This is a genomic window from Micromonospora polyrhachis (assembly GCF_014203835.1).
Lineage (GTDB): Bacteria > Actinomycetota > Actinomycetes > Mycobacteriales > Micromonosporaceae > Micromonospora_H > Micromonospora_H polyrhachis.
This window is the reverse complement of the sequence record NZ_JACHJW010000001.1, coordinates 5,677,987-5,700,218: the sequence shown is the minus strand read 5'-3', so window position 1 is coordinate 5,700,218 and position 22,232 is coordinate 5,677,987. Positions and strand designations below refer to the sequence as shown.

The 22,232-nt window shown below is 68.6% G+C and carries 21 protein-coding genes, 1 tRNA gene and 1 pseudogene; 8 read left to right on the top strand and 15 right to left on the bottom strand.

Annotation, left to right across the window (positions count from 1 at the left end):
* Positions 1–115 precede the first annotated feature (115 nt).
* The 3 genes and pseudogenes from FHR38_RS25295 to FHR38_RS25285 form a co-directional block, all read left to right on the top strand.
* Positions 116–937, top strand: a complete 822-nt coding sequence (locus FHR38_RS25295) for a class I SAM-dependent methyltransferase (RefSeq protein WP_184536997.1) — start codon at positions 116–118, stop codon at positions 935–937.
* A gap of 60 nt (positions 938–997) precedes the next feature.
* Positions 998–1,216 (top strand): hypervirulence associated TUDOR domain-containing protein, encoded by a 219-nt coding sequence (locus FHR38_RS25290; protein WP_184536996.1) that lies wholly within the window; start codon positions 998–1,000, stop codon positions 1,214–1,216.
* Positions 1,203–1,538: pseudogene (locus tag FHR38_RS25285) on the top strand (DUF3140 domain-containing protein); the annotation flags it as partial. The gene FHR38_RS25290 and the pseudogene FHR38_RS25285, both read left to right, overlap by 14 nt.
* Positions 1,539–1,602: 64 nt before the next feature.
* On the opposite strand, the gene polA reads toward FHR38_RS25285, so the two are convergent.
* The 11 genes from polA to FHR38_RS25230 form a co-directional block, all read right to left on the bottom strand.
* Positions 1,603–4,386, bottom strand: a complete 2,784-nt coding sequence (polA, locus tag FHR38_RS25280; protein WP_184536994.1) for a DNA polymerase I — start codon at positions 4,384–4,386, stop codon at positions 1,603–1,605.
* Between the two features lie 119 nt (positions 4,387–4,505).
* The gene (locus FHR38_RS25275) at positions 4,506–5,258 is read right to left on the bottom strand and encodes an amino acid ABC transporter ATP-binding protein (RefSeq protein ID WP_184540189.1); all 753 of its coding nucleotides are present in this window, start codon (positions 5,256–5,258) and stop codon (positions 4,506–4,508) included.
* Positions 5,259–5,338: 80 nt separating this feature from the next.
* On the bottom strand, positions 5,339–6,325 hold the full coding sequence (locus FHR38_RS25270; RefSeq protein ID WP_184536993.1) for an amino acid ABC transporter permease: 987 nt from the start codon (positions 6,323–6,325) through the stop codon (positions 5,339–5,341).
* Positions 6,326–6,329: 4 nt separating this feature from the next.
* The gene (locus FHR38_RS25265) at positions 6,330–7,238 is read right to left on the bottom strand and encodes an ABC transporter substrate-binding protein (RefSeq protein ID WP_221449178.1); all 909 of its coding nucleotides are present in this window, start codon (positions 7,236–7,238) and stop codon (positions 6,330–6,332) included.
* 32 nt (positions 7,239–7,270) lie between these two features.
* Positions 7,271–7,981, bottom strand: coding sequence for an ABC transporter ATP-binding protein (locus tag FHR38_RS25260; protein ID WP_184536992.1), 711 nt, complete (start codon positions 7,979–7,981; stop codon positions 7,271–7,273).
* A complete protein-coding gene (locus FHR38_RS25255; protein WP_184540185.1) occupies positions 7,971–8,735 on the bottom strand; it encodes an ABC transporter ATP-binding protein in 765 nt (254 codons plus the stop codon). The genes FHR38_RS25260 and FHR38_RS25255 overlap by 11 nt, the downstream gene beginning before the upstream one ends.
* A 118-nt stretch (positions 8,736–8,853) precedes the next feature.
* Positions 8,854–9,963, bottom strand: coding sequence for a branched-chain amino acid ABC transporter permease (locus FHR38_RS25250; protein ID WP_184536991.1), 1,110 nt, complete (start codon positions 9,961–9,963; stop codon positions 8,854–8,856).
* Complete coding sequence (locus FHR38_RS25245) at positions 9,960–10,910, bottom strand: branched-chain amino acid ABC transporter permease (RefSeq protein WP_184536990.1); 951 nt, start codon at positions 10,908–10,910, stop codon at positions 9,960–9,962. Before FHR38_RS25245 ends, FHR38_RS25250 begins: the two co-directional genes overlap by 4 nt.
* A 107-nt stretch (positions 10,911–11,017) precedes the next feature.
* Positions 11,018–12,169, bottom strand: coding sequence for a branched-chain amino acid ABC transporter substrate-binding protein (locus FHR38_RS25240; RefSeq protein WP_184536989.1), 1,152 nt, complete (start codon positions 12,167–12,169; stop codon positions 11,018–11,020).
* A gap of 303 nt (positions 12,170–12,472) precedes the next feature.
* On the bottom strand, positions 12,473–13,705 hold the full coding sequence (locus FHR38_RS25235; protein ID WP_184536988.1) for a hypothetical protein: 1,233 nt from the start codon (positions 13,703–13,705) through the stop codon (positions 12,473–12,475).
* Positions 13,706–13,765: 60 nt separating this feature from the next.
* Positions 13,766–14,398: an ANTAR domain-containing response regulator gene (locus tag FHR38_RS25230; protein WP_184540183.1), complete on the bottom strand. Its 633-nt coding sequence runs from the start codon at positions 14,396–14,398 to the stop codon at positions 13,766–13,768.
* A gap of 86 nt (positions 14,399–14,484) precedes the next feature.
* On the opposite strand from FHR38_RS25230, the gene FHR38_RS25225 reads away from it, so the two are divergent.
* From FHR38_RS25225 to FHR38_RS25215, 3 genes are all read left to right on the top strand, one after another.
* A tRNA-Leu gene (locus FHR38_RS25225) sits at positions 14,485–14,568 on the top strand.
* A gap of 32 nt (positions 14,569–14,600) precedes the next feature.
* Positions 14,601–15,350 carry a transcriptional regulator gene (locus tag FHR38_RS25220; protein ID WP_184536987.1) on the top strand — a complete coding sequence of 250 codons (750 nt, stop codon included), beginning with the start codon at positions 14,601–14,603 and terminating at the stop codon, positions 15,348–15,350.
* Between the two features lie 196 nt (positions 15,351–15,546).
* Positions 15,547–16,992 carry a pyridoxal-dependent decarboxylase gene (locus FHR38_RS25215; protein WP_246446745.1) on the top strand — a complete coding sequence of 482 codons (1,446 nt, stop codon included), beginning with the start codon at positions 15,547–15,549 and terminating at the stop codon, positions 16,990–16,992.
* Positions 16,993–17,099: 107 nt separating this feature from the next.
* Here FHR38_RS25215 and FHR38_RS25210 read toward each other — a convergent pair whose 3' ends face one another.
* From FHR38_RS25210 to pyk, 3 genes are read right to left on the bottom strand one after another with little or no spacing between them, the layout of a single operon-like run.
* Positions 17,100–17,585: an RrF2 family transcriptional regulator gene (locus FHR38_RS25210; RefSeq protein ID WP_184536986.1), complete on the bottom strand. Its 486-nt coding sequence runs from the start codon at positions 17,583–17,585 to the stop codon at positions 17,100–17,102.
* A 23-nt stretch (positions 17,586–17,608) separates the two neighbouring features.
* Positions 17,609–18,493 (bottom strand): acyl-CoA thioesterase, encoded by an 885-nt coding sequence (locus tag FHR38_RS25205; protein ID WP_184536985.1) that lies wholly within the window; start codon positions 18,491–18,493, stop codon positions 17,609–17,611.
* Positions 18,490–19,938 carry a pyruvate kinase gene (gene pyk, locus FHR38_RS25200; RefSeq protein WP_184536984.1) on the bottom strand — a complete coding sequence of 483 codons (1,449 nt, stop codon included), beginning with the start codon at positions 19,936–19,938 and terminating at the stop codon, positions 18,490–18,492. The genes FHR38_RS25205 and pyk overlap by 4 nt, the downstream gene beginning before the upstream one ends.
* A gap of 316 nt (positions 19,939–20,254) precedes the next feature.
* On the opposite strand from pyk, the gene FHR38_RS25195 reads away from it, so the two are divergent.
* Together FHR38_RS25195 and FHR38_RS25190 are read left to right on the top strand one after the other, a co-directional pair.
* Positions 20,255–20,524 (top strand): hypothetical protein, encoded by a 270-nt coding sequence (locus FHR38_RS25195; protein WP_184536983.1) that lies wholly within the window; start codon positions 20,255–20,257, stop codon positions 20,522–20,524.
* An 80-nt stretch (positions 20,525–20,604) separates the two neighbouring features.
* Complete coding sequence (locus tag FHR38_RS25190; RefSeq protein WP_184536982.1) at positions 20,605–21,102, top strand: beta/gamma crystallin domain-containing protein; 498 nt, start codon at positions 20,605–20,607, stop codon at positions 21,100–21,102.
* On the opposite strand, the gene FHR38_RS25185 is transcribed toward FHR38_RS25190, so the two are convergent.
* The gene (locus tag FHR38_RS25185) at positions 21,099–22,223 is read right to left on the bottom strand and encodes a helix-turn-helix transcriptional regulator (protein ID WP_184536981.1); all 1,125 of its coding nucleotides are present in this window, start codon (positions 22,221–22,223) and stop codon (positions 21,099–21,101) included. The genes FHR38_RS25190 and FHR38_RS25185 overlap by 4 nt on opposite strands.
* Between the last annotated feature and the right edge of the window lie 9 nt (positions 22,224–22,232).

Here is a 22,232-nt window from a genome sequence, read left to right as displayed (position 1 = left end):
CTCCCCACACCTGAAGGCAGCACACTTTTCCCGGACCCGAAATCCGCGACTCCACGTACCGGAAAAGCCTCGGCCGCTGCCGATCCCTGACCCGGTGGGGTCTAGCGTGATCGGGATGAGCGACGACGGCTGGACCGACGACCACCACGGGGTTAGCCGACGCTGGGTTGGCGATGCGGAGAGCCGACGGGCCGCTCGGGGCTGGTGGGACCTGGACGCCGACGACTACCAGGCCGAACACGGCGCGTTCCTGGGTGAGGTCGACTTCGTGTGGTGCCCCGAAGGGATCCGGGAGGCCGACGTCCAGTTACTGGGTGAGGTGGCCGGGCGTCGCGTACTGGAACTCGGTTGCGGCGCGGCGTCGGCCGCGCGCTGGTTGGCCACCCAGGATGCCCGGGTCGTGGCGCTGGACCTCTCCGCCGGCATGTTGCGCCACGCCGCCGGCGCGGCGACCACCTCGGGGGTACGCGTCCCGCTCGTCCAGGCCGACGCCCTGGCCCTGCCGTTCGGCGATGTGTCCTTCGACACGGTCTGTACGGCGTTCGGGGCGATTCCGTTCGTCGCCGACTCGGCCGCGGTGATGCGGGAGGTCTTCCGGGTGCTGCGTCCCGGCGGTCGGTGGGTCTTCTCGGTCACTCATCCGATGCGATGGATCTTCCTCGACGACCCGGGTGAGAACGGTCTGACGGCGGTGAACTCCTACTTCGACCGCCGCCCGTACGTCGAGGAGGACTCCGAGGGCGTCCCCACCTACGTCGAGCAGCACCGCACCCTCGGCGACCGGGTACGCGAGATCGTCGGTGCCGGTTTCTCCCTGCGTGACGTGGTGGAGCCGGAGTGGCCGGAGGGGCACGAGGGAATCTGGGGCCAGTGGAGCCCGTTACGTGGACGTCTCTTCCCCGGCACCGCCATTTTCGTCTGCCACAAACCGGCCTAACCCCCCTTCCCCCGGCGGCGGACCACCGTTTCGTGGTGGAGGCTCCGGGTAGACCGCCACATGGCCGAGCGGAAGAAGCTGCACAGGGGCGACCGGGTCAGCTGGTCCAGCCACGGCTCGAGGGCCCATGGCACGGTGCAGGAGGAGATCACCCATCGGACCCGGGCCGCCAAGCGGGTGGTCGCCGCATCGAAGGACAAACCGCAATATCGGGTACGCACCGCCGAGGGACGCGATGCGGTGCACAAGCCGGAGGCACTCCACCGTGAGCCGGGGTGACGACGGGACGGGCGTACACCGGGACTTCACCGATGCGGTCAACATGAGCCCCGGCGAGTTGACGAAGTGGCTGGAGACCGACGAGTCGCAGGCGGTCGGCCAGCACTCCGCCAGCGGAGGCGAGTCGGTCGGCCACGAGTCGGGCCGGCGGATCGTGGGGCTGCTACGCCGGAAGAAGGCGGAACTGACCGACTGGGACTACGCGCACATGCGCAAGGTCGTCGGGTACGTGCACCGGCACCTGGCACAGCGTCCCAGCGGCGACGTCCGGCACACCCGATGGCGCTACTCGCTGATGAACTGGGGACACGACCCGTTGAAGTGACCCGCCCCCGGCCGCCGGTGACGAGATTCCCCGCCACCGGCAGACCGATCGTCCGGCCGATTCAGTGGTCGGCGCTGTTCCAGTCCTGGCCCACCCCGACCGAGACCTCCAGCGGCACCGACAGCGGGTAAGCCTGCCCCATCCGCTGACGGACCAACGCCTCCAGCGCGTCCCGTTCTCCGGGGGCCACCTCGAAGACCAGTTCGTCGTGCACCTGAAGCAGCATGCGCGAGCGCAGACCGGCCTCGCGTAGCGCGGTGTCGACGTGCAGCATGGCCACCTTGATGATGTCCGCCGCCGAGCCCTGGATCGGCGCGTTGAGCGCCATCCGCTCGGACATCTCCCGGCGCTGGCGGTTGTCGCTGACCAGGTCGGGCAGGTAACGCCGCCGGCCCAGGATCGTCGAGGTGTAGCCGTCCTGCACCGCCCGCTTCACCACCTCACGCAGGTAGTCGCGGACCCCGCCGAATCGGCTGAAGTATTCCTCCATCAGCCCTCGGGCCTCATCCGGGGTGATGCTCAACTGCTGGGAGAGGCCGAAGGCACTGAGGCCGTACGCCAGGCCGTAGTTCATCGCCTTGATCTTGCGACGTTGGTCTGCGGTCACCTCGTCCACCGGCACGCCGAACACGGAGGAGGCGGTGGCGGCGTGGAAGTCGGCCCCGGAGTTGAACGCCTCGATCAGCGCGTCGTCGGCGGAGAGGTGCGCCATGATCCGCATTTCGATCTGGCTGTAGTCGGCGGTCAGCAGGGTCTCGTAGCCCGGGCCCACCACGAAGGCCCGGCGGATCCGCCGCCCCTCCTCGGTCCGGATCGGAATGTTCTGCAGGTTGGGATCGGTCGACGACAGCCGCCCGGTGGCCGCCACCGTCTGGTGGAAGGTGGTGTGGATGCGCCCGTCGTCGGAGATCGACTTGAGGAGCCCGTCCACGGTCGACTTGAGCCGGGCGACGTCCCGGTGACGCAGCAGATGCGCCAGCACCGGGTGCGGCTGCTGCGCGTAGAGCCACTGCAACGCGTCGGCGTCGGTGGTGTAGCCCGTCTTGATCTTCTTGGTCTTCGGCAGGCCCAGCTCGGTGAAGAGGATCTCCTGCAACTGCTTGGGCGAGCCGAGGTTGAACTCCCGGCCGACCACCTCGTAGGCGGACTGGGCGGCGGCCTTCACCTCCGCCGCGAAGTGCGCCTCCAGCTCGGAGAGGTAGTCGGTGTCCGCGGCGATGCCGACCCGCTCCATGCCGGCGAGCACTCGAACCAGGGGAAGCTCCACCTCGGTCATCAGCCTCGCGGAGAGCTCCGCCGAACTGTGCGCGGACACGTCCTGCGGTGCCCCGTCCGCCGGGCCACCCTCCGGCTGCTCGTCCCCCGTCGCTGCCGGGGAAGCCGGGGAACCGCCGTCGCGGGCCAGCTCGACGTCGATCGCGTCGGCGAGGTCGAGGGTGGCGCGGGCCCGGAGCATCAGGTTCTGCTCGACCTCGCCGTCGTTGCCGAAGCCGTCGAGAGTGAGTTGCCCGCTCTCCGGCGCATCGACTCGCAGCTCCCGGTGCAGATAGCGCAGAGCCAGGTCGGTCAGGTCGTAGGACCGCTGGTCGGGCCGGGCCAGGTAGGCGGCGAGCGCGGTGTCCCGGACGACGCCGGCCAGATCCCAGCCGTGGGCCGCGAAGGCCAACAACGCCGGCTTACTGTCGTGCAGCACCTTCGGACGGTCCGCGTCGGCCAGCCAGTCGGCGACCGATGTCTCGTCGGCGGGGTCGAGCTGGGCCGGATCGAACCAGCCGGCGGCACCACCGGCGGTGGCGATCGCCACCCCGCTCAGCGAGCCGGTGCCACGCCCGAAGGTGCCGGCGACCGCCACCCCGGTGGGTGTGCCGGCGGGGGCGTGGGTGGCCAGCCAGGCGGCGACCGTACCGGGACGTAGTACCTCACCGGACAGGTCGAAGCCGGCCTCCGCCTCCGGCTCGACCGCCTCCAGGTACTGGTAGAGCCGGTCCCGCAGAATCCGGAACTGCAGCGTGTCGAAAACCTGGTGCACCGCCTCGCGATCCCACCCGGTCCAACGGGCGTCATCGACCTGCAGCGGCAGTTCCAGGTCGGAGACCAGGCAGTTGAGCTCGTAGTTGCGGATCACATCGGCGAGCCGCTCCCGCAGGCTTTCCCCCGCCTTGCCCTTGATCTCGTCCGCGCGGGCGATCACGCCCTCGACGCCGCCGTACTGACCAATCCACTTGGCCGCGGTCTTGGGACCAACCCCGGGCACCCCCGGCAGGTTGTCGCTCGCCTCCCCCACCAGGGCGGCCAGATCGCGGTAGCGGTCCGGGCCGACCCCGTAGCGCGCGGTCACCGCCGCCGGATCCATCCGGGCCAGGTCGGAAACGCCCTTCCGGGGGTAGAGCACGGTGATCCGGTCACCGACGAGTTGGAAGGCATCCCGGTCGCCGGAGCTGATCAGCACCTCCATGCCGTTGTCCCGCCCCTGGCAGGCCAGCGTGGCGATCACGTCGTCAGCCTCGTAGCCCTCCTTTTCCACCACCGGGATCCGCAGCGCTTCAAGGACCTCCTTGACCAGGCTGACCTGCCCGACGAAGTCGGCCGGCGTCTCCGAGCGGCCGGCCTTGTATTCGGCGTAGCGCTCGGTGCGGAACGAGCGGCGGGAGACGTCGAACGCCACCACGATGTGCGTCGGTTGCTCATCGCGCAACACGTTGATCAGCATTGAGGTGAAGCCGTAGACCGCGTTGGTCGGCTGCCCGGTGGTGGTGGAGAAGTTTTCCACCGGCAGGGCGAAGAACGCCCGGTAAGCCAGCGAATGTCCGTCAACGAGCAGCAGGCGCGGGGTCGAAGCTGTCACAAGATGTGACTCTAGTCCGCCCCTCCGACAGGCTCGGACCCCGGCACGTGCCGGTCCGCCACTCCGGTACGTGCCACCGCCGGGCCTGACCCTCTTCTTGGCACGTCGGCTAGAGGCGGCTAGAGGACCTTGGCAAGGAATGCCTTGGTCCGGTCGTGCCTCGGGTTGGCGAGCAAGTCCCGGGGACTTCCCGACTCGACCACCACCCCGCCGTCCATGAAGACCAGCGAGTCACCGACCTCCCGGGCGAAGCCGATCTCGTGAGTCACGACGATCATGGTCATCCCGTCCCGGGCCAGGTCCTTCATGACGTCCAGCACCTCGCCCACCAGCTCCGGGTCCAGCGCGCTGGTCGGCTCGTCGAAGAGCATCAGCTGGGGCTCCATCGCCAGCGCCCGGGCGATCGCCACCCGCTGCTGCTGACCGCCGGAAAGCTGACTGGGATAACTGCTGAGCTTGTCGGCTAGGCCGACCCGGCCGAGCAGGGACTCGGCCCGGTCCCGAGCCGTCGCCCGACTTTCCCGGCGGACCCGGATCGGCGCCTCGACGACGTTCTCCAGCACGGTCATGTGCGGGAACAGGTTGAACCGCTGGAACACCATGCCGATCGACCGGCGCTGCGCGGCCACCTCCTTCTCCCGCAACTCGTGCAGCTTGCCGCCCCGCTCGCGATAGCCGATCAGCTCACCATCCACCCAGATCCGCCCAGCGTTGATCTTCTCCAGGTGGTTGACGCAACGTAGGAAGGTCGACTTGCCCGAGCCCGACGGCCCGAGCACACAGCACACCTCACCCGGCCGCACCGCCAGGTCGACCCCGCGCAGCACCTCCAGCGACCCGAAGGACTTGTGCACGTTGTCGGCCTGCACCATCAGACCAGCCTGCGCCGACGGCGGGACCGTCCCCCGCACCGCCGGCCGGTCCGCCCCCTGCGCCGTGGCTGTCGTCTCGGTCATCTCGCCTCCGCCCCGGCCGCACCGCCACCGGTCTCCGCGGCGATGCTGCGCAGCCTCAACCTGGCCCGCTCGCTGCGGCCGTACCCCCGGGAGAAGTGCCGCTCCAGGAAGAACTGCCCCACCAGCAGGACGCTGGTCAGCAGCAGATACCAAAGGCAGGCCGCGACGTACATCGGGAAGATCTGGAACTCGCGCTTGCCGACGGCGTCGAGCTGGAAGAACAATTCGATGCTCACCGGTACGTACAGCAGCAGCGAGGTGTCCTTGAGCATCGCGATGGTCTCATTGCCGGTCGGCGGGATGATCACCCGCATCGCCTGCGGTAGCACCACCCGACGCAGCACCTGCCCCCGGCCCATGCCCAACGCGGAAGCCGCCTCGGACTGCCCCGGGTCGACCGACTGGATACCGGCCCGCACGATCTCCGCCATGTAGGCGGCCTCGGAGAGCGCCAAGCCGAGCAGCCCGGCCATGAAGCCGGTCAGCAGGTCGCGGGATTCGAAGCCGAACAGCCGCAACTGCAGACCGTCGATGCCGAAGAGCTGCCCGAGCTGGGTGTCGAAGGGCACCCCGAACTCGACCCGGCTCCAAAGGATGCCGAGGTTTCCGAAGAGCATCAGCAGCACCAGCCGGGGCACCGCCCGGAAGAACCAGGTGAACAGCCACGAGACGGAGCGCAGGATCGGGTTGGTCGACAGCCGCATCACCGCCACGGCCACGCCGAGGGTCACGCCGATCAGCATCGCGCTGACCGTCATGAGGATGGTGCCGCGCAGCAGTCCCTCGATCACCGGTGGACGGAACATGTTGTCGACGATGAACGGCCAGTTGAACTTCTCGTTGGTCACCAACACATGCGCGAACATCGCGGCCAGTACGGCCAGTACGGCGACGGTCACCCAGCGGCCGGGATGCCGTACGGGCACGGCCTGGATCGGTGCCGGCCGTGCCCGTACGGGAAGTGCCTGTTCCTCGGTCGTCATCGCGTCACGGGTTGATCGCCGGATCGGTGATCGCGCCGTCGGCAACCTTCCACTTTTCGAGGATCTTCTGGTAGGTCCCGTCGGTGATCAGCGCCTTGGTGGCGTCCCGTACCGCCTCGGCGAACGCCGTCTGGCCCTTGGCCACCACGATGCCGTACGGCGCGGCCTCGTACATCTTGTCGAGCAGTTCCAGCTGCCCCTCCGCCTTGGTGACGGCGTACACACCCACCGGGTAGTCGGCGAGCATGGCGTCGTCCTTGCCGGACACCACCGCCGCGGTGGCCGCGTCCTGGCCGGGGAACTGGTCGATGGCGATGGCTGGCTTCCCCGCGTCGGTGCACTTCTTGGACCGGGCGGTGATGTCCTCGACCTGGATGGTGTCCTTCTGTACGGCGATCTTCTTGCCGCAGGCGTTGTCCAGGGTCACCCCGGCCGGGTTGCCCTTCTTGGTCACCCACTGGGTGCCGACCTGGTAGTAGCTGACCATGTTGGCCTGGCCCTTACGTTCGTCGTTGATGGTGAACGACGAGACGCCGACCTCGTACTTACCGGATCCGACACCGGTGATGATGTCGCCGAAGGGGGCGGGGACAAACTCCGCCTTCAGGCCGAGCTTGGCGGCGACGGCGGTGAAGAGTTCGGCGTCGAAGCCGATCACCGTCTTACCGTCGGTGTCCAGGAACTCGGCGGGCGGATAGGTCGCGTCCGTTCCGACGACGATCTTCCCGTCCGCCTTGATAGCGTCCGGCACCTTCGCCGCCAGTGCCGAGTCGGCCGCCGCCGTCACGGTAGGACCAGCACCCGGCAGGTCCGTCTCCTCCTTCTCGCCGCAGGCGGCAAGAGAGACAGTGAGCAGTGCCGCGCTGGCCAGACCGAACGCGGCACGCCGGCCGCGATGACTGGTTCTGATCATGCGTTCCTCCCCATAGGTAAGCCGGATACCGGCTAGGCCACACCCAGATACGCCTCTTTGACCGCGTCGTCGTGCAGCAGTTCGAGGCCGGTACCGCTCTTGACGATTCGGCCGGTCTCCAGCACGTACGCCCGATGCGCCAGGGAGAGCGCCTGCTGGGCGTTCTGCTCCACCAGCAGAACCGTGGTGCCCTGCTGATTGATCTCCTTGATGATCGAGAAGATCTGCTGGATCAGCATCGGGGCGAGCCCCATCGACGGTTCGTCGAGCAGCAGCAGCTTCGGCCGGCTCATCAGCGCCCGCCCCACGGCCAGCATCTGCTGCTCGCCACCGGAGAGGGTGCCGCCGGGCTGCTTGCGCCGTTCGGCCAACCGGGGGAACATCTCCAGCACCCGGGCCCGGTCCTTGGCTATCTCCGAGCGGTCCCGCCGGGTGTAGGCCCCCATCCCCAGGTTCTCCATCACCGTCATGCCGGGAAAGACGCCCCGACCCTCCGGGGCCTGGCAGAGCCCGCGCCGTACCCGCAGGTCGGCCCGGAGCTTGGAGATGTCCTCGCCGGCGAACCGGATACTGCCGGAGGCGATCGGTCGGATGCCGGAAATGGCCCGCATCGTGGTGGTCTTGCCGGCACCGTTGGCACCGATCAGCGCCACGATCTCGCCCTCGTCCACGGTCAGGCTGATCCCGTGCAACGCCTGGATCCGCCCGTAGAGCAGGCTGACGTCATCTATCTCAAGCAGCATCGTCCGGCACCCCCAGGTACGCCGCGATCACCCGATGGTCCTCCCGCACCTCGGCCGGGAGCCCTTCGGCGATCTTCTTTCCGAACTCCAGCACCACGATCCGGTCGGTCACACCCATGACCAGCCGCATGTCGTGCTCGATGAGCAGGATGGTCACGCCGGTGTCCCGGATCCGCCGGATCAGTTGCAGCAGATCTTCCTTCTCAGCCGGGTTGAACCCGGCCGCCGGCTCATCCAGGCAGAGCAACGCCGGATCGGTCGCCAACGCCCGAGCGATCTCCAACCGTCGCTGTTCGCCATAGGACAGGTTGCGGGCGTACTCGTGGATCCGATCCCGGATGCCGACGAACTCCAACAGACGCTCGGCCTTCTCCCGGCCCTCGCGTTCCTCCCGCCAGTGTCGGGGAAGTCGGAACAGGGCCGATATCACGCTGGTCTTGTGGTGCGCGTCGGCACCGACCTGGACGTTCTCCAGGGCGGTCATCTCGGGGAAGAGCCGGATGTTCTGGAACGTCCGCGCCATCCCCAGCTTGGTGATCTGGTGGCGCTTCTTGCCGGTGATCCGCTGCCCCTGGAACCGGATCTCCCCCTCGGTCGGCTGGTAGATCCCGGTCATCGCGTTGAAGCAGGTGGTCTTGCCGGCCCCGTTCGGGCCGATCAGCCCGAGGATTTCTCCCTTGTAGAGGGTGAAGTCCACGCCGTCCAGGGCGACCACGCCACCGAAGCGCAGGGTGACGTTGTCCACCTCCAGCAGCGGCTCACGGCCGGACGGGGTCTGCTCGGCAACCGGCGCCGTCTGTCCAGCGGTCGGGGACGTCTGTTCAGCGGCGGGTGCCGCGCCCTGGGCGGGCACACTCGACTTCGGTGCGGTCTCACCCACCGACGGTCACCTCCTTGCGACGGTCCTTGAACTCCGCCGCGCGTCGTCGGTTCGGGACCAGGCCCTGCGGCCGGAAGATCATCATGACCACGAGCACCACACCGAAGAACAGGAATCGATACTCGTACAGCTCCATACCGAACAACTCGATGCCCCGGAACCGCTCGATCATGTACGCGACCAGGCCACCCCCGACGATCGCGCCGACGATGTTGCCGGAACCGCCGAAGATGACGGCGGCGAGGATGATGATCGAGTTGAGCAGTTCGAAGTTCTGCGAGTTGACGAAGTTCTGCTTGCCCGCGAAGAGCGCGCCGGCCAACCCGCCGATCGCCGCGCCAGCGGCGAAGGCCCAGAGCTTGAACTTGAAGGTAGGCACACCCATGAGTTGCGCGGCGTCCTCGTCCTCCCGGATCGACACCCAGGCCCGGCCGACCCGGCTATGGGTGAGGTTCCGGACCCCGATCACCACCAGGATGATCAACGTCAACACCAGCCAGTAGTACGGCCGGGCGTCGAGCACGCCGAAGACCGGGCGACCGTCGTCGTAGCTGCCGGGCGGGTGCGGGATCTGGTTGAAGCCGCGCTGCCCCTTGAGGAACTCCGCACTCGTCGCCGCGATCCGGATCATCTCGGCGAAGCCGAGCGTGACGATCGCCAGGTAGTCCCCACGCAACCGCAGGGTCGGCGTACCGAGCAGCACCCCGGAGAGCATCGTGATACCGATCGCCAGCGGCACCACCGCGAGCCACGGCCACAACGTCTTCAGATCGCTGGTCGGCGAGGTCAGCACCGCGACGGTGTACGCACCGACCGCGAAGAACCCGAAGTAGCCGAGGTCCAGCAGGCCGGCGAACCCGACGACGATGTTCAGCCCGATCGCCAGCAGGACGTAGATCGAAACAGTGAACAGCACCTGGGTGAAGTTCGACCCTGTCGTCGGGATCGGACCGAGGTACTGGTAGAACTCCTTGTTCGGCAGAGCGTAGAAGAAGACGATCACCGCCACCAACAGGGCCCAACGCACCCACCGGGGCGCACCGCGCCAACGCTCGCCCATGGCCTCTCGGCCGGCGCGTACCTTTTCCACAACGCTGGTCATGCCCGCGCCCTCCCCAGTGATTCCCCGAGCAGGCCGGTCGGCCGGAACATCAGCAACGCCACCAGCACCACGAACGCGGCGAAGTCCTTCCACTGCGACCCGAACAGGCCGGAGGCGTAGTTCTCCACCAGGCCGAGCAGCAGGCCACCGACCAACGCGCCACGCAGGTTGCCGATGCCGCCGAGAACCGCGGCGGTGAACGCCTTGAGCCCCAGCATGAAGCCGACGCTGTAGGTCAGGGTGCTGATCCGGACGTTGTAGAGCAGCCCGGCCACGCCGGCCATCGCGCCACCGGCGATGAAGACCATCATGATGATCCGGTCCTTGTTGACCCCCATCAGCGCGGCGGTGTTCGCGTCCTGGGCCACCGCCCGGATGCCCCGGCCGACCCGGCTGCGGTTGATGAAGATGTCGAGGGCGACCATCATCACCAGCGCCGCGCCGACGGTCAGCAACTGCACCGCGTCGATGGGCACTCCGGCAATGGTGAAGAGCGGGGACTTGTCGACCAGTTCGGGCAGCCCCTGGGGCAGCCGTCGGGTATAGACACCGAAGGCTTCGGCGATGGCGATCGACGCGCCGATCGCGGTGATCAGGAAGGCCAACGGCGGGGCGTTGCGCCTACGCAACGGCCGGTACGCCACCCGCTCGATCACGGTCGCGGTGAACGCCGAGGCCAGGGCGGCGACCAACATGCCCACCAACAGATAGAGAGTGATGGTGCCGATCCCGGAGACCACCGAGTCCTGGTTGAGGCCGAAGGCCTGCCAGGCCCACATGGCCCCGAAGGCTCCGGCGATGAAGACCTCGGAGTGGGCGAAGTTGATGAGTCTCAGCACGCCGTAGACCAGCGTGTAGCCCAGCGCGACCAGGGCGTAGATGGCTCCCTGGGTCAGGCCGGTGGTGGTGAGCTCTCCGAAGTTCGAGAGCAGTCCGTCTAGGTTCAAGGTAGGAGCGCCCTATCAGGTTGGAGAAACAACTCGGGTGCGGCCGGGAGCGATCTCCCGGCCGCACCCGCGATCACATCTGCGTTCGCCGGCAGGCGAACCTGCGCTCAGACCTTGGGGATTTCCTGGTCCGGCACGACCTTGCCACCCTGGACCTTGTACGCCCAGATCTTCACCTGGGCCGGGTCCAGCTCACCGGTCTCGGTGAACTTGTAGGTCGCGGCGATACCCTCACCGCTGTAGCCCTTCACGAACGCCAGCATGTCCGCGCGGGTCGACTTACCGGCCTTGATACCCGCCAGCAGGATGTTCGCCGCGTCGTACGCGGTGTCGCTGTAGGTGCCGGGGTCGGTGCCGTTGAGCTTCTTGTACTCCTCGACGAAGGTGCCCCGGGCCTGGGTGGCCGGCGCGCAGGGGCAGGTGAGGATGGTGCCCTCCGCGGCGGCCTGACCGGCTGAGGTGATGTACGCGGCGTCGTTAACGCCGTCACCGGCCACCAACGGAGCGGTCACCCCGGCGGCGCTGAGCTGCTTACGGATGAGGCCCGCTTCCTGGTAGTAGCCACCGTAGAAGATCGCGCCCACTCCGGCGCTCTTCACCTTGGTGACCGCTGCGGAGAAGTCGACCTGCTTCCCCTCGCCCTGCACCTTGTCCGAGCCGACGACGGCAGCACCGAGCACCTTCTTGACCTCGTCGGCCAGACCGGCACCGTAGGCGGACTGGTCGTCGATGACGAAGACCTTCTCGGCCTTCAGCACGTTCTTGATGTAGTTGCCGGCCGCCGGCCCCTGGCTCAGGTCGTTGCCGACCGCCCGGAAGAACGTCTTCCACTTCTGCTCGGCCAGGCTGGGCCGGGTCGCGGAGGCGGTGATGTGCACCAGACCGGCCTCGGAGAAGAGGGGGTTGGCGGCCTCCGACTCACCGGAGTAGGCCGGACCGACGATACCCAGGATCTTCTCGTCGTCGATCGCCTTCTGGGCCAGACCCGGTGCCTGGTCCGGGCTGCCCTGCGAGTCCAGCGGCACCAGCTCGACCTTGCAGTCGGCGTTCTGCTTGTTGTACTGGTCGACGGCGAGTTTGACGCCGTTGTTCTCGTTGATGCCCAGCGCGGCCGAGCTGCCCGTCAACGCACCGAAGAAGGCGATCTTGTTGCCGCACGCGCTGGCCTCGCCCTCGTCACCCCCACCGCACGCCGTTGCACCCGCGACGACAGCCAGCATGGCGACGCCGCCCAGCAAGCGCGAGAACTTCTGCCTCAAGGCCCGAACCTCCTCCGTCCAATGGCCCGAACCACCCGCTGCGGATTGGCCCTTGCGGGGGCGGACGAACCAGACCGTCGTCGCGGTCTGGGGCCGGACGTTATCCCACCTTCCATCCACGCCGATAGACCTCGGAAGCGGCGTTGACCTAACCGTTACACGCCGTGGCTGATCGACCCGCGCCGCTGTAAGAGGCCACCCCTGACCCGCCCGTCACCGGCCATCGCCTGCGGTAACGACCAGATTGGACAACGGTCCTCACCGATAGGCAACTGATGTAACGACCGCTGACGTGAGCGATCCTCACCTATCCAGCGTCGACGTGCGCGTCCACCACAGACCGGCCCCCCGACCGTCATCCATCGAAACCAGCACCCCGTCCCCGGCAGCGGTCACCCCGATGCCCGAATCACCACCGGCCAATACCCCCGATACCGGCTCGGCGAACCGCCGCCACGACCGGCCACGATCGGTAGAGCTCCACAGTTCGTACGTCGTACCGGTCGACACCGCCACCACGAGCCGGCCGGCGGCGACCGCGACCCCGCGTACCGAGGGCGCTCCGGCACCACCGACGGACCCGAACCGGCCCGCCGCCACCCAACCACGCCCGTCGTCGTACCAGGCACCGAAACCGTCGGACCGCAGACCGATCACGACCGGAACGCCGTCGACGACGGTGACCCGCTGCAACATGGCGTCGGCATCGAGATGCGGTACGGCGAACCGCCGCCACGACCGACCGTCGGCCGAGAGCCAGACGAGCGGCCGCGAGTCGATCTGCCCCGCAGGCGTCATGCCACCGACGACCAGCCAGCCCCGGGAGGTCGCGACAGCGTCGAACGCCATCGTCCGGCCGCGCTCGTCACTGGTCAGTTCCGGGGCGCCGTCGACGAGATCGAACCCTGCCGCGTCCACTGCGGAGGTGCCCGCCCGGGGAGAACCACGCGACACCCAGGTCGCCGCCCCCCGCGTTCGGTTCCCCACGATCAGCCAGCCGGTCGGGCCCCCCACGATCCGGGACACGCCCACCGCCTCCGGCCCGCCGTACAACTCGAAGGCGGCCGGCACCTCCACGAGCCGGTCCACACCGACCTGACGCCAGGTACTGACCCGGGGATTACCGTGCGCACCGCCACTCTTCGCCCCGATCGCGGCCAGCCGACCATCCCGGCAGCCGGCCGCGTACAGCACGTTCTGATTGCCGTAGAAGGACGTCCCGGCCACCGTGACCGGGGTCCAGGTCCGCGCGTCCGGACTCGTCCAAGCCGCCGGACGGGTGGTTCCGTCGGCGGCATGCATCGCCCCGACCACAAACCACCGGCCGGCACAGGCGGTGGCGTCACGCAGCACCACCCGGCCGGGAATACCGGTCGGTAATGGCAGCGGCACGGGCCGCCAGTCCGGCCGGACCAGCTCGGCCGAACTCGCGTTACCTGACGTACCGACACCACGCTGCGGGGTACACCCCGCCGAACCGCAGCCGCCGATCGCCACCGCGACCACCCCGACCAGCGCGATGCCCCGCCGCCCCATGCCGGCGATCCTATCGACTGGAGACGATCCCCGACCGGAGAGGCGTGCGGGACGTGGCGATCAGCCCGCGGTCGTCGTTCCCCCATCGACCGTCGAGTCGCCGACGCCCTCGGCGAGGATCCGCTCGGCAACCTCCCGCATCGTCATCCGGTGGTCCATCGCGGTGCGCTGGATCCACTTGAACGCCTGCGGCTCGGTCATCCCGTACGTCGTCATCAACGCGCCCTTGGCACGCTCGACGGTCTTGCGGACCTCAAGTCGGTCGGTCAGCCCAGCCACCTCGGCCTCCAGCGCCGAGACCTCCGAGTAGCGGGAGATCGCAATCTCGATCGCCGGCACCAGGTCGCTCTTCTGGAAGGGCTTGACCAGGTACGCCATCGCACCGGCCGCCCGGGCCCGCTCGACCAGATCCCGCTGGCTGAACGCGGTGAGAATGATCACCGGAGCAATCCGGGCACCGGCGATCCGCTCGGCGGCGGCGAGGCCGTCCATGATCGGCATCTTGATGTCGAGAATCACCAGGTCCGGCTTGAGGTCCTCGGCGAGGCGGACGGCGGTTTCGCCGTCACCGGCCTCGCCAACCACGTCGTACCCCTCTTCGACCAGCATCTCGGCAAGATCCAGCCGGATCAGCGCCTCGTCCTCGGCGATCAGCACCCGCCTGCGCTCAACACCCGCCTGCGTCTCGGCCACGAAAACCCCAACCCCCACCGTTTATCCCTGGACCGCCACCACCCATGCTGCCGCATGAGCCTAGTCGGGTACAGTGATCCCCAGCCGCCGGGATGGAGGAATCGGCAGACTCGGATGCCTCAAAAGCATCTGCCCGAAAGGGCGTGCGGGTTCAAGTCCCGCTCCCGGCACAACTGTCATACGGGTGTTCGAATATGGCTGGATGCACCCACCCGAACTCCGCGCCCGGGTCCGCCAGCAGTTCTTGGCTGGCAAGACCATCGCGGCCATCGCGCGAGAGGCTGGCCTGCCATATCCGACGGTCTGGCACTGGTGTCGGGACCGCCCAAACCCAGCACCGACTGGCACGGCGACCCGGTGCTTCCGGTGCCAGCCCGCATTGCCGGGCCCCGAACATCCAGCCAGCTACAGCTACCTACTTGGCCTCTATCTCGGCGACGGCTATCTGGGCACCTCGGTACGCGTGCCGGTGCTGCGGATCGCCTGCGCCAACGACTGGCCCGGCCTGATCGAGGCGTGTGACACCGCCATGCGGGCGGTGTTGGCTAGCAGCGTGCAACGGGTACGTCAGCAGGGGTGCGTCAGCGTACAGAGCTACGGAAAGCACTGGCCCTGTCTGCTACCCCAACACGGACCGGGCAAGAAACACGACCGACCGATCGTGCTGGCCGACTGGCAACGGGAAATCGTTGCCGCCAATCCGGGCCATTTCCTGCGCGGGCTCTTCCACTCCGATGGCTGCCGGATCGCCAACTCCGTACGCAGGGAAGGTCGCTGCTACGTCTATCCCCGCTACCTGTTCGTCAACCGGTCCACCGACATAATCGGGCTGTGCCAGTGGGCGCTGAACCTGCTGGGCATCCCATGGCGGATGAACCGGCCCGACTCGCTCTCCGTCGCCCGACGGTCCGCGGTCGCCGCGCTGGACCGCCACGTCGGCCCCAAAACCTGACCCGACCGGCCAGCCCATCAGGACCGGTCGGTTACAGCGCCGGGTCCACCAACCGGCGCGCCGACCGGCTTCCGTACCGCATTGACTCGGCCCAGGTTGCTTCGAGGCGAGATAGCCGCACTCCCCTCCGTTAGCCACACCGCCGGAGCGGGCGGAAGTGCTTGCCCGGCGGCGGAATCCTTGATCGGCTTGGCCCATGGCAACGCACATGGACGCCGAGGAGTTCCGCCGGCAGGGGCACGCGGTCGTGGACTGGATCGCGGACTACTGGTCCGGCCTACGGGACCGGCCGGTCACCGCACAGGAACCACCCGGCGCGATCGCCGCCCGGCTACCGGCCGCCCCGCCAGAGCAGGGCGAGAACTTCGAGCAGATCCTGGCGGACCTCGACACCGTGGTCACGCCGGGGCTCACCCATTGGCAGCATCCCGGCTTCTTCGGCTACTTCCCGGCGAACACCTCCGGTCCGAGTGTGCTCGGTGACCTGGTCAGCGCAGGGCTCGGGGTCCAGGGCATGCTGTGGGCGACCGGACCGGCCTGCACCGAGGTCGAGACGGTGATGCTGGACTGGCTGGCCCAACTGCTCGACCTGCCGGCCCGGTTCCGCTCCACCGGCCCCGGCGGCGGCGTGATCCAGGACTCCGCCTCCTCGGCCACCCTGGTCGCGACCCTCGCCGCGCTGCACCGCGCCGGCGGAGGTGACTGGCGGGCGCAGGGCGTGACCCGGCGCTACCGGGTCTACACCTCCACCCAGGGGCACTCCTCGATCGAGAAGGCGGCCCGGATCGCCGGCCTGGGCGACGAGGGGGTCCGGGCCGTGGAGGTGGACGAGTTGTTGGCCCTGGATCCGGTGGCCCTGCGGACGGCGATCACGGCCGACCAGGCCGCCGGGGTCGTACCGGCGCTGGTGGTGGCCACGATCGGGACCACCTCCACCACCGCGATCGACCCGCTGCCCGCGATCAGCCAGATCTGCCGGGAGTACGGCATCTGGCTGCACGTGGACGCCGCGTACGCGGGTGCGGCGGCGGTCTGCCCGGAACTCCGCCACACCCACACCGGCCTGGAGTACGCGGACTCGTACTGCTTCGATCCGCACAAGTGGCTGCTCACCGGCTTCGACTGTGACGCGTTCTGGGTGGCGGACCGGGCGGAGTTGGTCGAGACGCTGAGCGTTCTGCCCGAATATCTACGCAACGCGGCGACCGAGTCGGGCGCGGTGCTCGACTACCGGGACTGGCAGGTGCCCCTCGGTCGCCGGTTCCGGGCGCTGAAGCTGTGGTTCGTGCTGCGCTCGTACGGCGTCGAAGGGCTGCGGGCGCACATCCGCTCGGGAGTGGAGTTGGCCGCCTGGTTCGCCGACCAGGTACGCGCCGACGAGCGCTTCGAACTGGTCGCCCCGCACCCGTTCTCGCTGGTCTGTTTCCGGCTCCGGGCCGGGGACGAGTCGAGTGCCGCGTTGCTGGCCAGGCTGAACGCCACCGGTCGGATCTACCTGACGCACACCCGGGTAGCCGGCCGTTACACCCTGCGGCTGGCCGTCGGGTCACCGCTGACCAGGAAGGAGGACGTGTTCGACGCCTGGCGACTGGTCTCCGAGCTGGCCGACGTTGCCGATCAAGCTGACAGCGATCAACTTTGAGGGCCAGTCAAGCTGAGGGTGGTCAACCTTGAGGGCCAGTCAAGCTGAGGGTGGTCCGTTCCGGCCGGCCGGAACGGTAGCCAGTTCCCGACCGCCCGGTCGGGCGGTCAGGTCCAGGCTGCGGGGTTGGCCGCCAATTCGCGTACCCGCGCGGGAAGTTGGCCGCTGGCCACGTCGGCGATGGTGACCAGTTCCAGGATCTCCCGCTCGCTGGCCCGCAGCGCGATCCAGACCTCCTGCAGGGCGCGGGCCGCGCCCTGGTAGCCAAGGTCCTCGGGGCGCTGACCGCGTACGTGCGACAGCGGCCCGTCCACCACCCGGATCACCTCGGCGAGCGGGATCTCGGACGCCGGACGGGTCAGCCAGTAGCCGCCCTCCGGCCCGCGCTGCGCGTGCACCACGCCGCCCCGGCGCAGTTGCAGCAGGATGCTCTCCAGGAACTTCGGTGGTATGTCCTGGGCTCGGGCGATCTGCTCGGCGGTCACCGGGCTCGGCCGGCGGCCCGGATCGGTGTCGTCGGTGGTCCGTCCGGCCACTACGGCAAGCTCGACAATGGCACGCAACGCGTAGTCGACCCGGGCGGAAAGGCGCATGCCGGAGAGACTAACCGACGTGCTCAGCCCCCTACTCGGCGCAGCAGCCCCTCCTGTACGGCGCTGGCGATGTGCCGTCCGTCGGTGGTGAGCATCCGACCGGTGGCCAGCCCCCGGGAGCCGGACGCGGACGGGCTCCAGCAGTCGTAGAGGAACCATTCGTCGGCCCGGAACGGACGGTGGAACCACAGGGCGTGGTCCAGGCTCGCGCCGACCACCCCGCCCGGGCCCCACACCTCGCCGTGCACCGACAGCACCGAGTCCAGCAGGGTCAGGTCCGAGGCGTACGTCAGCGCGCAGGCGTGCAGCAGCGGATCGTCGGGCAGCTTGCCGTCGATGCGCATCCACACCCGCTGTTTCGGCTCGGCCGGGCGGTCACCGGGGCGTACCCAGCCCGGCTCGCCGACGTACCGCACGTCGATCGGGCGGGGAATGATCGACCAGATGCCGAGCCGCTCGGGATAGCGTCCCAACCGGTCGACCATGGTGGGCACCTCGTCCGGGCCGGGTACGTCGAGCGGGGCCGGCGCGTGATGGTCCAGCCCCTCCTCCACCACCTGGAACGAGGCCGACATGAAGAAGATCGGCTTGTCGTGTTGCCGGGCGACCGCCCGGCGGACCGAGAAGGAGCGCCCGTCGCGGATGTTCTCCACGTCGTAGACGATCGGCTCGGTCGGGTCGCCGGGACGGACGAAGTAGCCGTGCAGCGAGTGCACCAGCCGCTCCGGGTCGACGGTACGACCGGCGGCCACCAGGGCCTGCCCGGCGACCTGCCCCCCGAACACCCGTTGCGGGCCGACCGACGGGCTCATCCCCCGGAAGGACATCTCACCGGTCCGGTCCAGGTCCAGCACGTGCAGGAGTTCGTCGACCGCCGCCTGACCGACGAGGACACCTTCCTCGGTCACTGGACCACCTGGGTCGCGGTGGAACCGTTCAACGAGCCGAGCTGGTGCACCCGCAGGGTGTTGGTGGAGCCAGGCGTGCCGGGCGGGCTACCGGCCACGATCACCACGTAGTCGCCCGGGTTGGCCCAGTCGAGGCCGAGCAGGGCCTGGTCGACCTGGCGGAACATGTCGTCGGTGTGTTGCACGAAGGGCATGAGGAAGGTCTCCACCCCCCAGGAGAGCGCGAGTTGGCTGCGTACCTCGGGAACCGGGGTGAAGGCCAGCAGCGGCAGGTCGCAGTGCAGCCGGGAGAGCCGCCGTACGGTGTCCCCGGTCTGGGAGAAGGCCACCATCGCCTTGGCCCCGATCGCGCGGGCGATCTGGGAGGCGGCGATGGTGAGCGCGCCACCGTGCGTACGGGGGTCGTGCTGCAACCGGGGTACGCCGATCGAGCCCGACTCGGTGGTCTTCACGATCTTGGCCATGGTGTCGACGGTGAGGATCGGATAGCGCCCCACGCTGGTCTCGCCGGAGAGCATCACCCCGTCGGCGCCGTCCAGCACCGCGTTGGCGACGTCGGAGGCCTCGGCCCGGGTCGGTCGGGAACTCTCGATCATCGAGTCGAGCATCTGGGTGGCGACGATGACCGGCTTGGCGTTCTCCCGGCACAGCTGCACGGCGCGCTTCTGCACGAGCGGGACCTGCTCCAGCGGCAGCTCGACGCCGAGGTCGCCCCGCGCGACCATGACCCCGTCGAAGGCGGCGACGATCGCCTCCAGGTGGGTCACTGCCTCCGGCTTCTCGACCTTGGCCAGTACCGGTCGGTGTACGCCGACCTCCTGCATGATGGCCTGCACGAGCTTGATGTCCTCGGGCGACCGGACGAACGACAGCGCCACCAGGTCCACCCCGAGGCCGAGGGCGAACCGCAGGTCCTCGGCGTCCTTCTCGGAGAGCGCGGGCACGCTGACCGCGATGTTGGGCAGCGAGACGCCCTTGTTGTTGGAGACCGGACCACCCTCGGTCACCAGGCAGCGGATGTCGTTGCCGTCGACCGCGGTCACCTCGATGGCCACCCGGCCGTCGTCGATCAGGAGCCGGTCGCCGGCCTGGACCTCCTGCGGCAGCTTGCGGTAGGTGCAGGAAACCCGGTCCTTGCTGCCGAGGATGTCGTCACCGGTGATCACGACGGAGTCGCCGGTACGCCACTCGTGCGGCCCGTCGGCGAACCGGCCCAGGCGGATCTTGGGTCCCTGGAGATCGGCGAGGGTGGCAACCGCTCGCCCGGCCCGCTCGGCGGCCTGCCGTACCAGCTGGTAGACCTGCTCGTGATCGGCGTGGCTACCGTGGCTGAAGTTGAGCCGGGCCACGTCCATGCCGGCCTCCACCAGTCCCCGGATCCGCTCCGGCGACGAGGTGGCGGGGCCTAGGGTGCAGACAATCTTCGCGCGGCGTGTCACGCCCATCAGGCTAGTCTCTCTCCCGGATCGACCCACCAGCCGACCCTGTCGGAATTTTGGATCAGTTCTTCTCAGCGTCACGCGCTACGCGTGGCTGGCCGCCGGGTGGCTTCCACAGGTCACGTGGTGTCGTCACACCGAAGGCGTTCGGGGGCGGGCTTCGTCGACCGCAGCGCCGGAGATCCTACTCCTCGGCGGAACGGCATGCGCGGGGCCTTGCCTGTCGCGCCGAACCCGGCGCACAACGGCCGTGAGGCGGGTTGGCGGACCGACGTACGAGGACGCGGAGCCGTGGATCGTCGTCACCGTCACGTATCCCCGCGTGCACGTCCAGCGCCGGTTCGACACCTGTCTGGCCGAGTTGCCGGAGCGGGTGATGAAGATCGAGCACAAGCTCGGTGCCTGGTGCGGGATCCCGCCCAATCCGGAGCCTATGACTGTCGCCGTGCTGAGCGACCTGCTCGAGGTGGTGCCGGTGGCCCTCCCGGTGGGCCTGCGCCACGACTCCACATCCGATCGACGATCACCGGGTGCGCGCGTGGTGCAACTGACAGAAATGCGACTGACCACATGGGTTTCACAAAAGCGGTAACTACGGTGACGTTCAGGGCTAATGGCCCAAATTGGCACTTTCGCTCGAGTCATGACATCACCCAGTAAGGAGGAGAGAAGATGGCTACCCGGACCGCCTTCGCCACTCTCGCCGCAATGTCCTGCATGGTTGGCGCGACCGTCCTGGCCGCCACCCCGGCAGGCGCCGCCGCAGGTGCCGACCCATCGATGCAGCACTGCGTTGTCAACCTCGACAGCCGGAAGGTCACCTGCGCAGCCGACCAACAGCAGGCCCGGCGGCTCAGTGACGTCACCCCGACCGCGTTGACCATCGCGATCTTCTACAACGGCACCGGCTACACCGGCGCGACCCACACCTGGGTCCAGTCCCGCCGGTGCACTTCGGGATACGACTCCGAGTGGCAGTGGGACGACCTCGGTGACATCGGCTGGAACAACCGGGTCAGCTCGGTCCGCACCTACAACCGGTGCGACGTCAAGTTCTATGACGGCGTCGACTTCAAGGGCGCATCCTCGGTGTGGATCGACGGCGCGTCGAACCTCGGCACCATCGGCACGGGCTGGAACAACCGGGCCAGCTCGGTAAAATTCTCCTAATCGCCCGTCGGGCGCGCACCTCCCCTCGGGCGCGCGCCTTCCGTGGGGTCCAGACCTTCCGTGGGGTCCAGACCTTCCGTGGGGTCCACACCGCCCGTCGGATAGGCAACGCCAACCGGATACGCGGGCTCGGCCGGATCTTCGGGCGGGCCCGCGTAGATCGTGGCCATCTCGGCGGCGGTCTGCGCGATTCGATCCCGCAACTCGACGGGAGCCAACACCTCGGCGGCGGCACCGAGGCGCAGCAGCATGCCGGTGGCGTGCTCGACCGATTCAATCGGGATCACGACCCGGACCCGCCCGACGGGATCGACTTTCCCAGCGCTCTCCCGAGCGGCCAGCGCCACCGCAGGCTCGACCAGATCGGGCAGATGCGGAAGCAGGTCTGCCGACAACCGTACGACTGCCTCGTCGCGATGCCGTCGGGCGTCGAAGTCGTCCAGGTAGGAACGCCAGTGGGCGGTAAGGTCGAATCCGTCCGGCCGCTCGAACCCGGTGTCCAGTGACCAGATCCGGCCGATCTGGGACACCCGATAGGTACGGATCGCTCCCGTGGTCCCCGCCACCAGATACCACCGACCGGCCTTGAACACCACGCCGTACGGCTCCAGGGTGCGGGTCACGTCCTGCGGCGCCGTCCAGCGGTGGTAACGCACCCGGATCCGCCGCTGGTTCCACACCGCGTCCACCACGGCAGTCAGGTGCGGGGTCACGTCCGCCGCCGAATACCAGCCGGAGGTGTCGAGATGGAAGCGCTGCTGTAGCGCGCCGGCCCGATCCCGCAACTCGTCCGGGAGGGCGGCCATCAGCTTGAGCTGGGCGGCGGCCAACACGGTGCCCAGCCCCAGGTCGGCAGCCGGGCCGGGCAGCCCGGCGAGGAACAGCGTCTCGGCCTCGTCGGTGGTCAGGCCGGTCAGTCGGGTCCGGTAGCCGTCGACCAGCCGGTAACCACCGTCGTGACCCGCCTCGCCGTAGATCGGGACGCCGGCGACGGCGAGCGACTCGACGTCGCGATAGACGGTACGGACCGAGACCTCCAACTCGTCGGCCAACTGCTGGGCGGTCAACCGGCCCCGGGTCTGGAGCAACAACAGGATGGACAGCAGTCTGCTCGCGCGCATGCCGGCAAG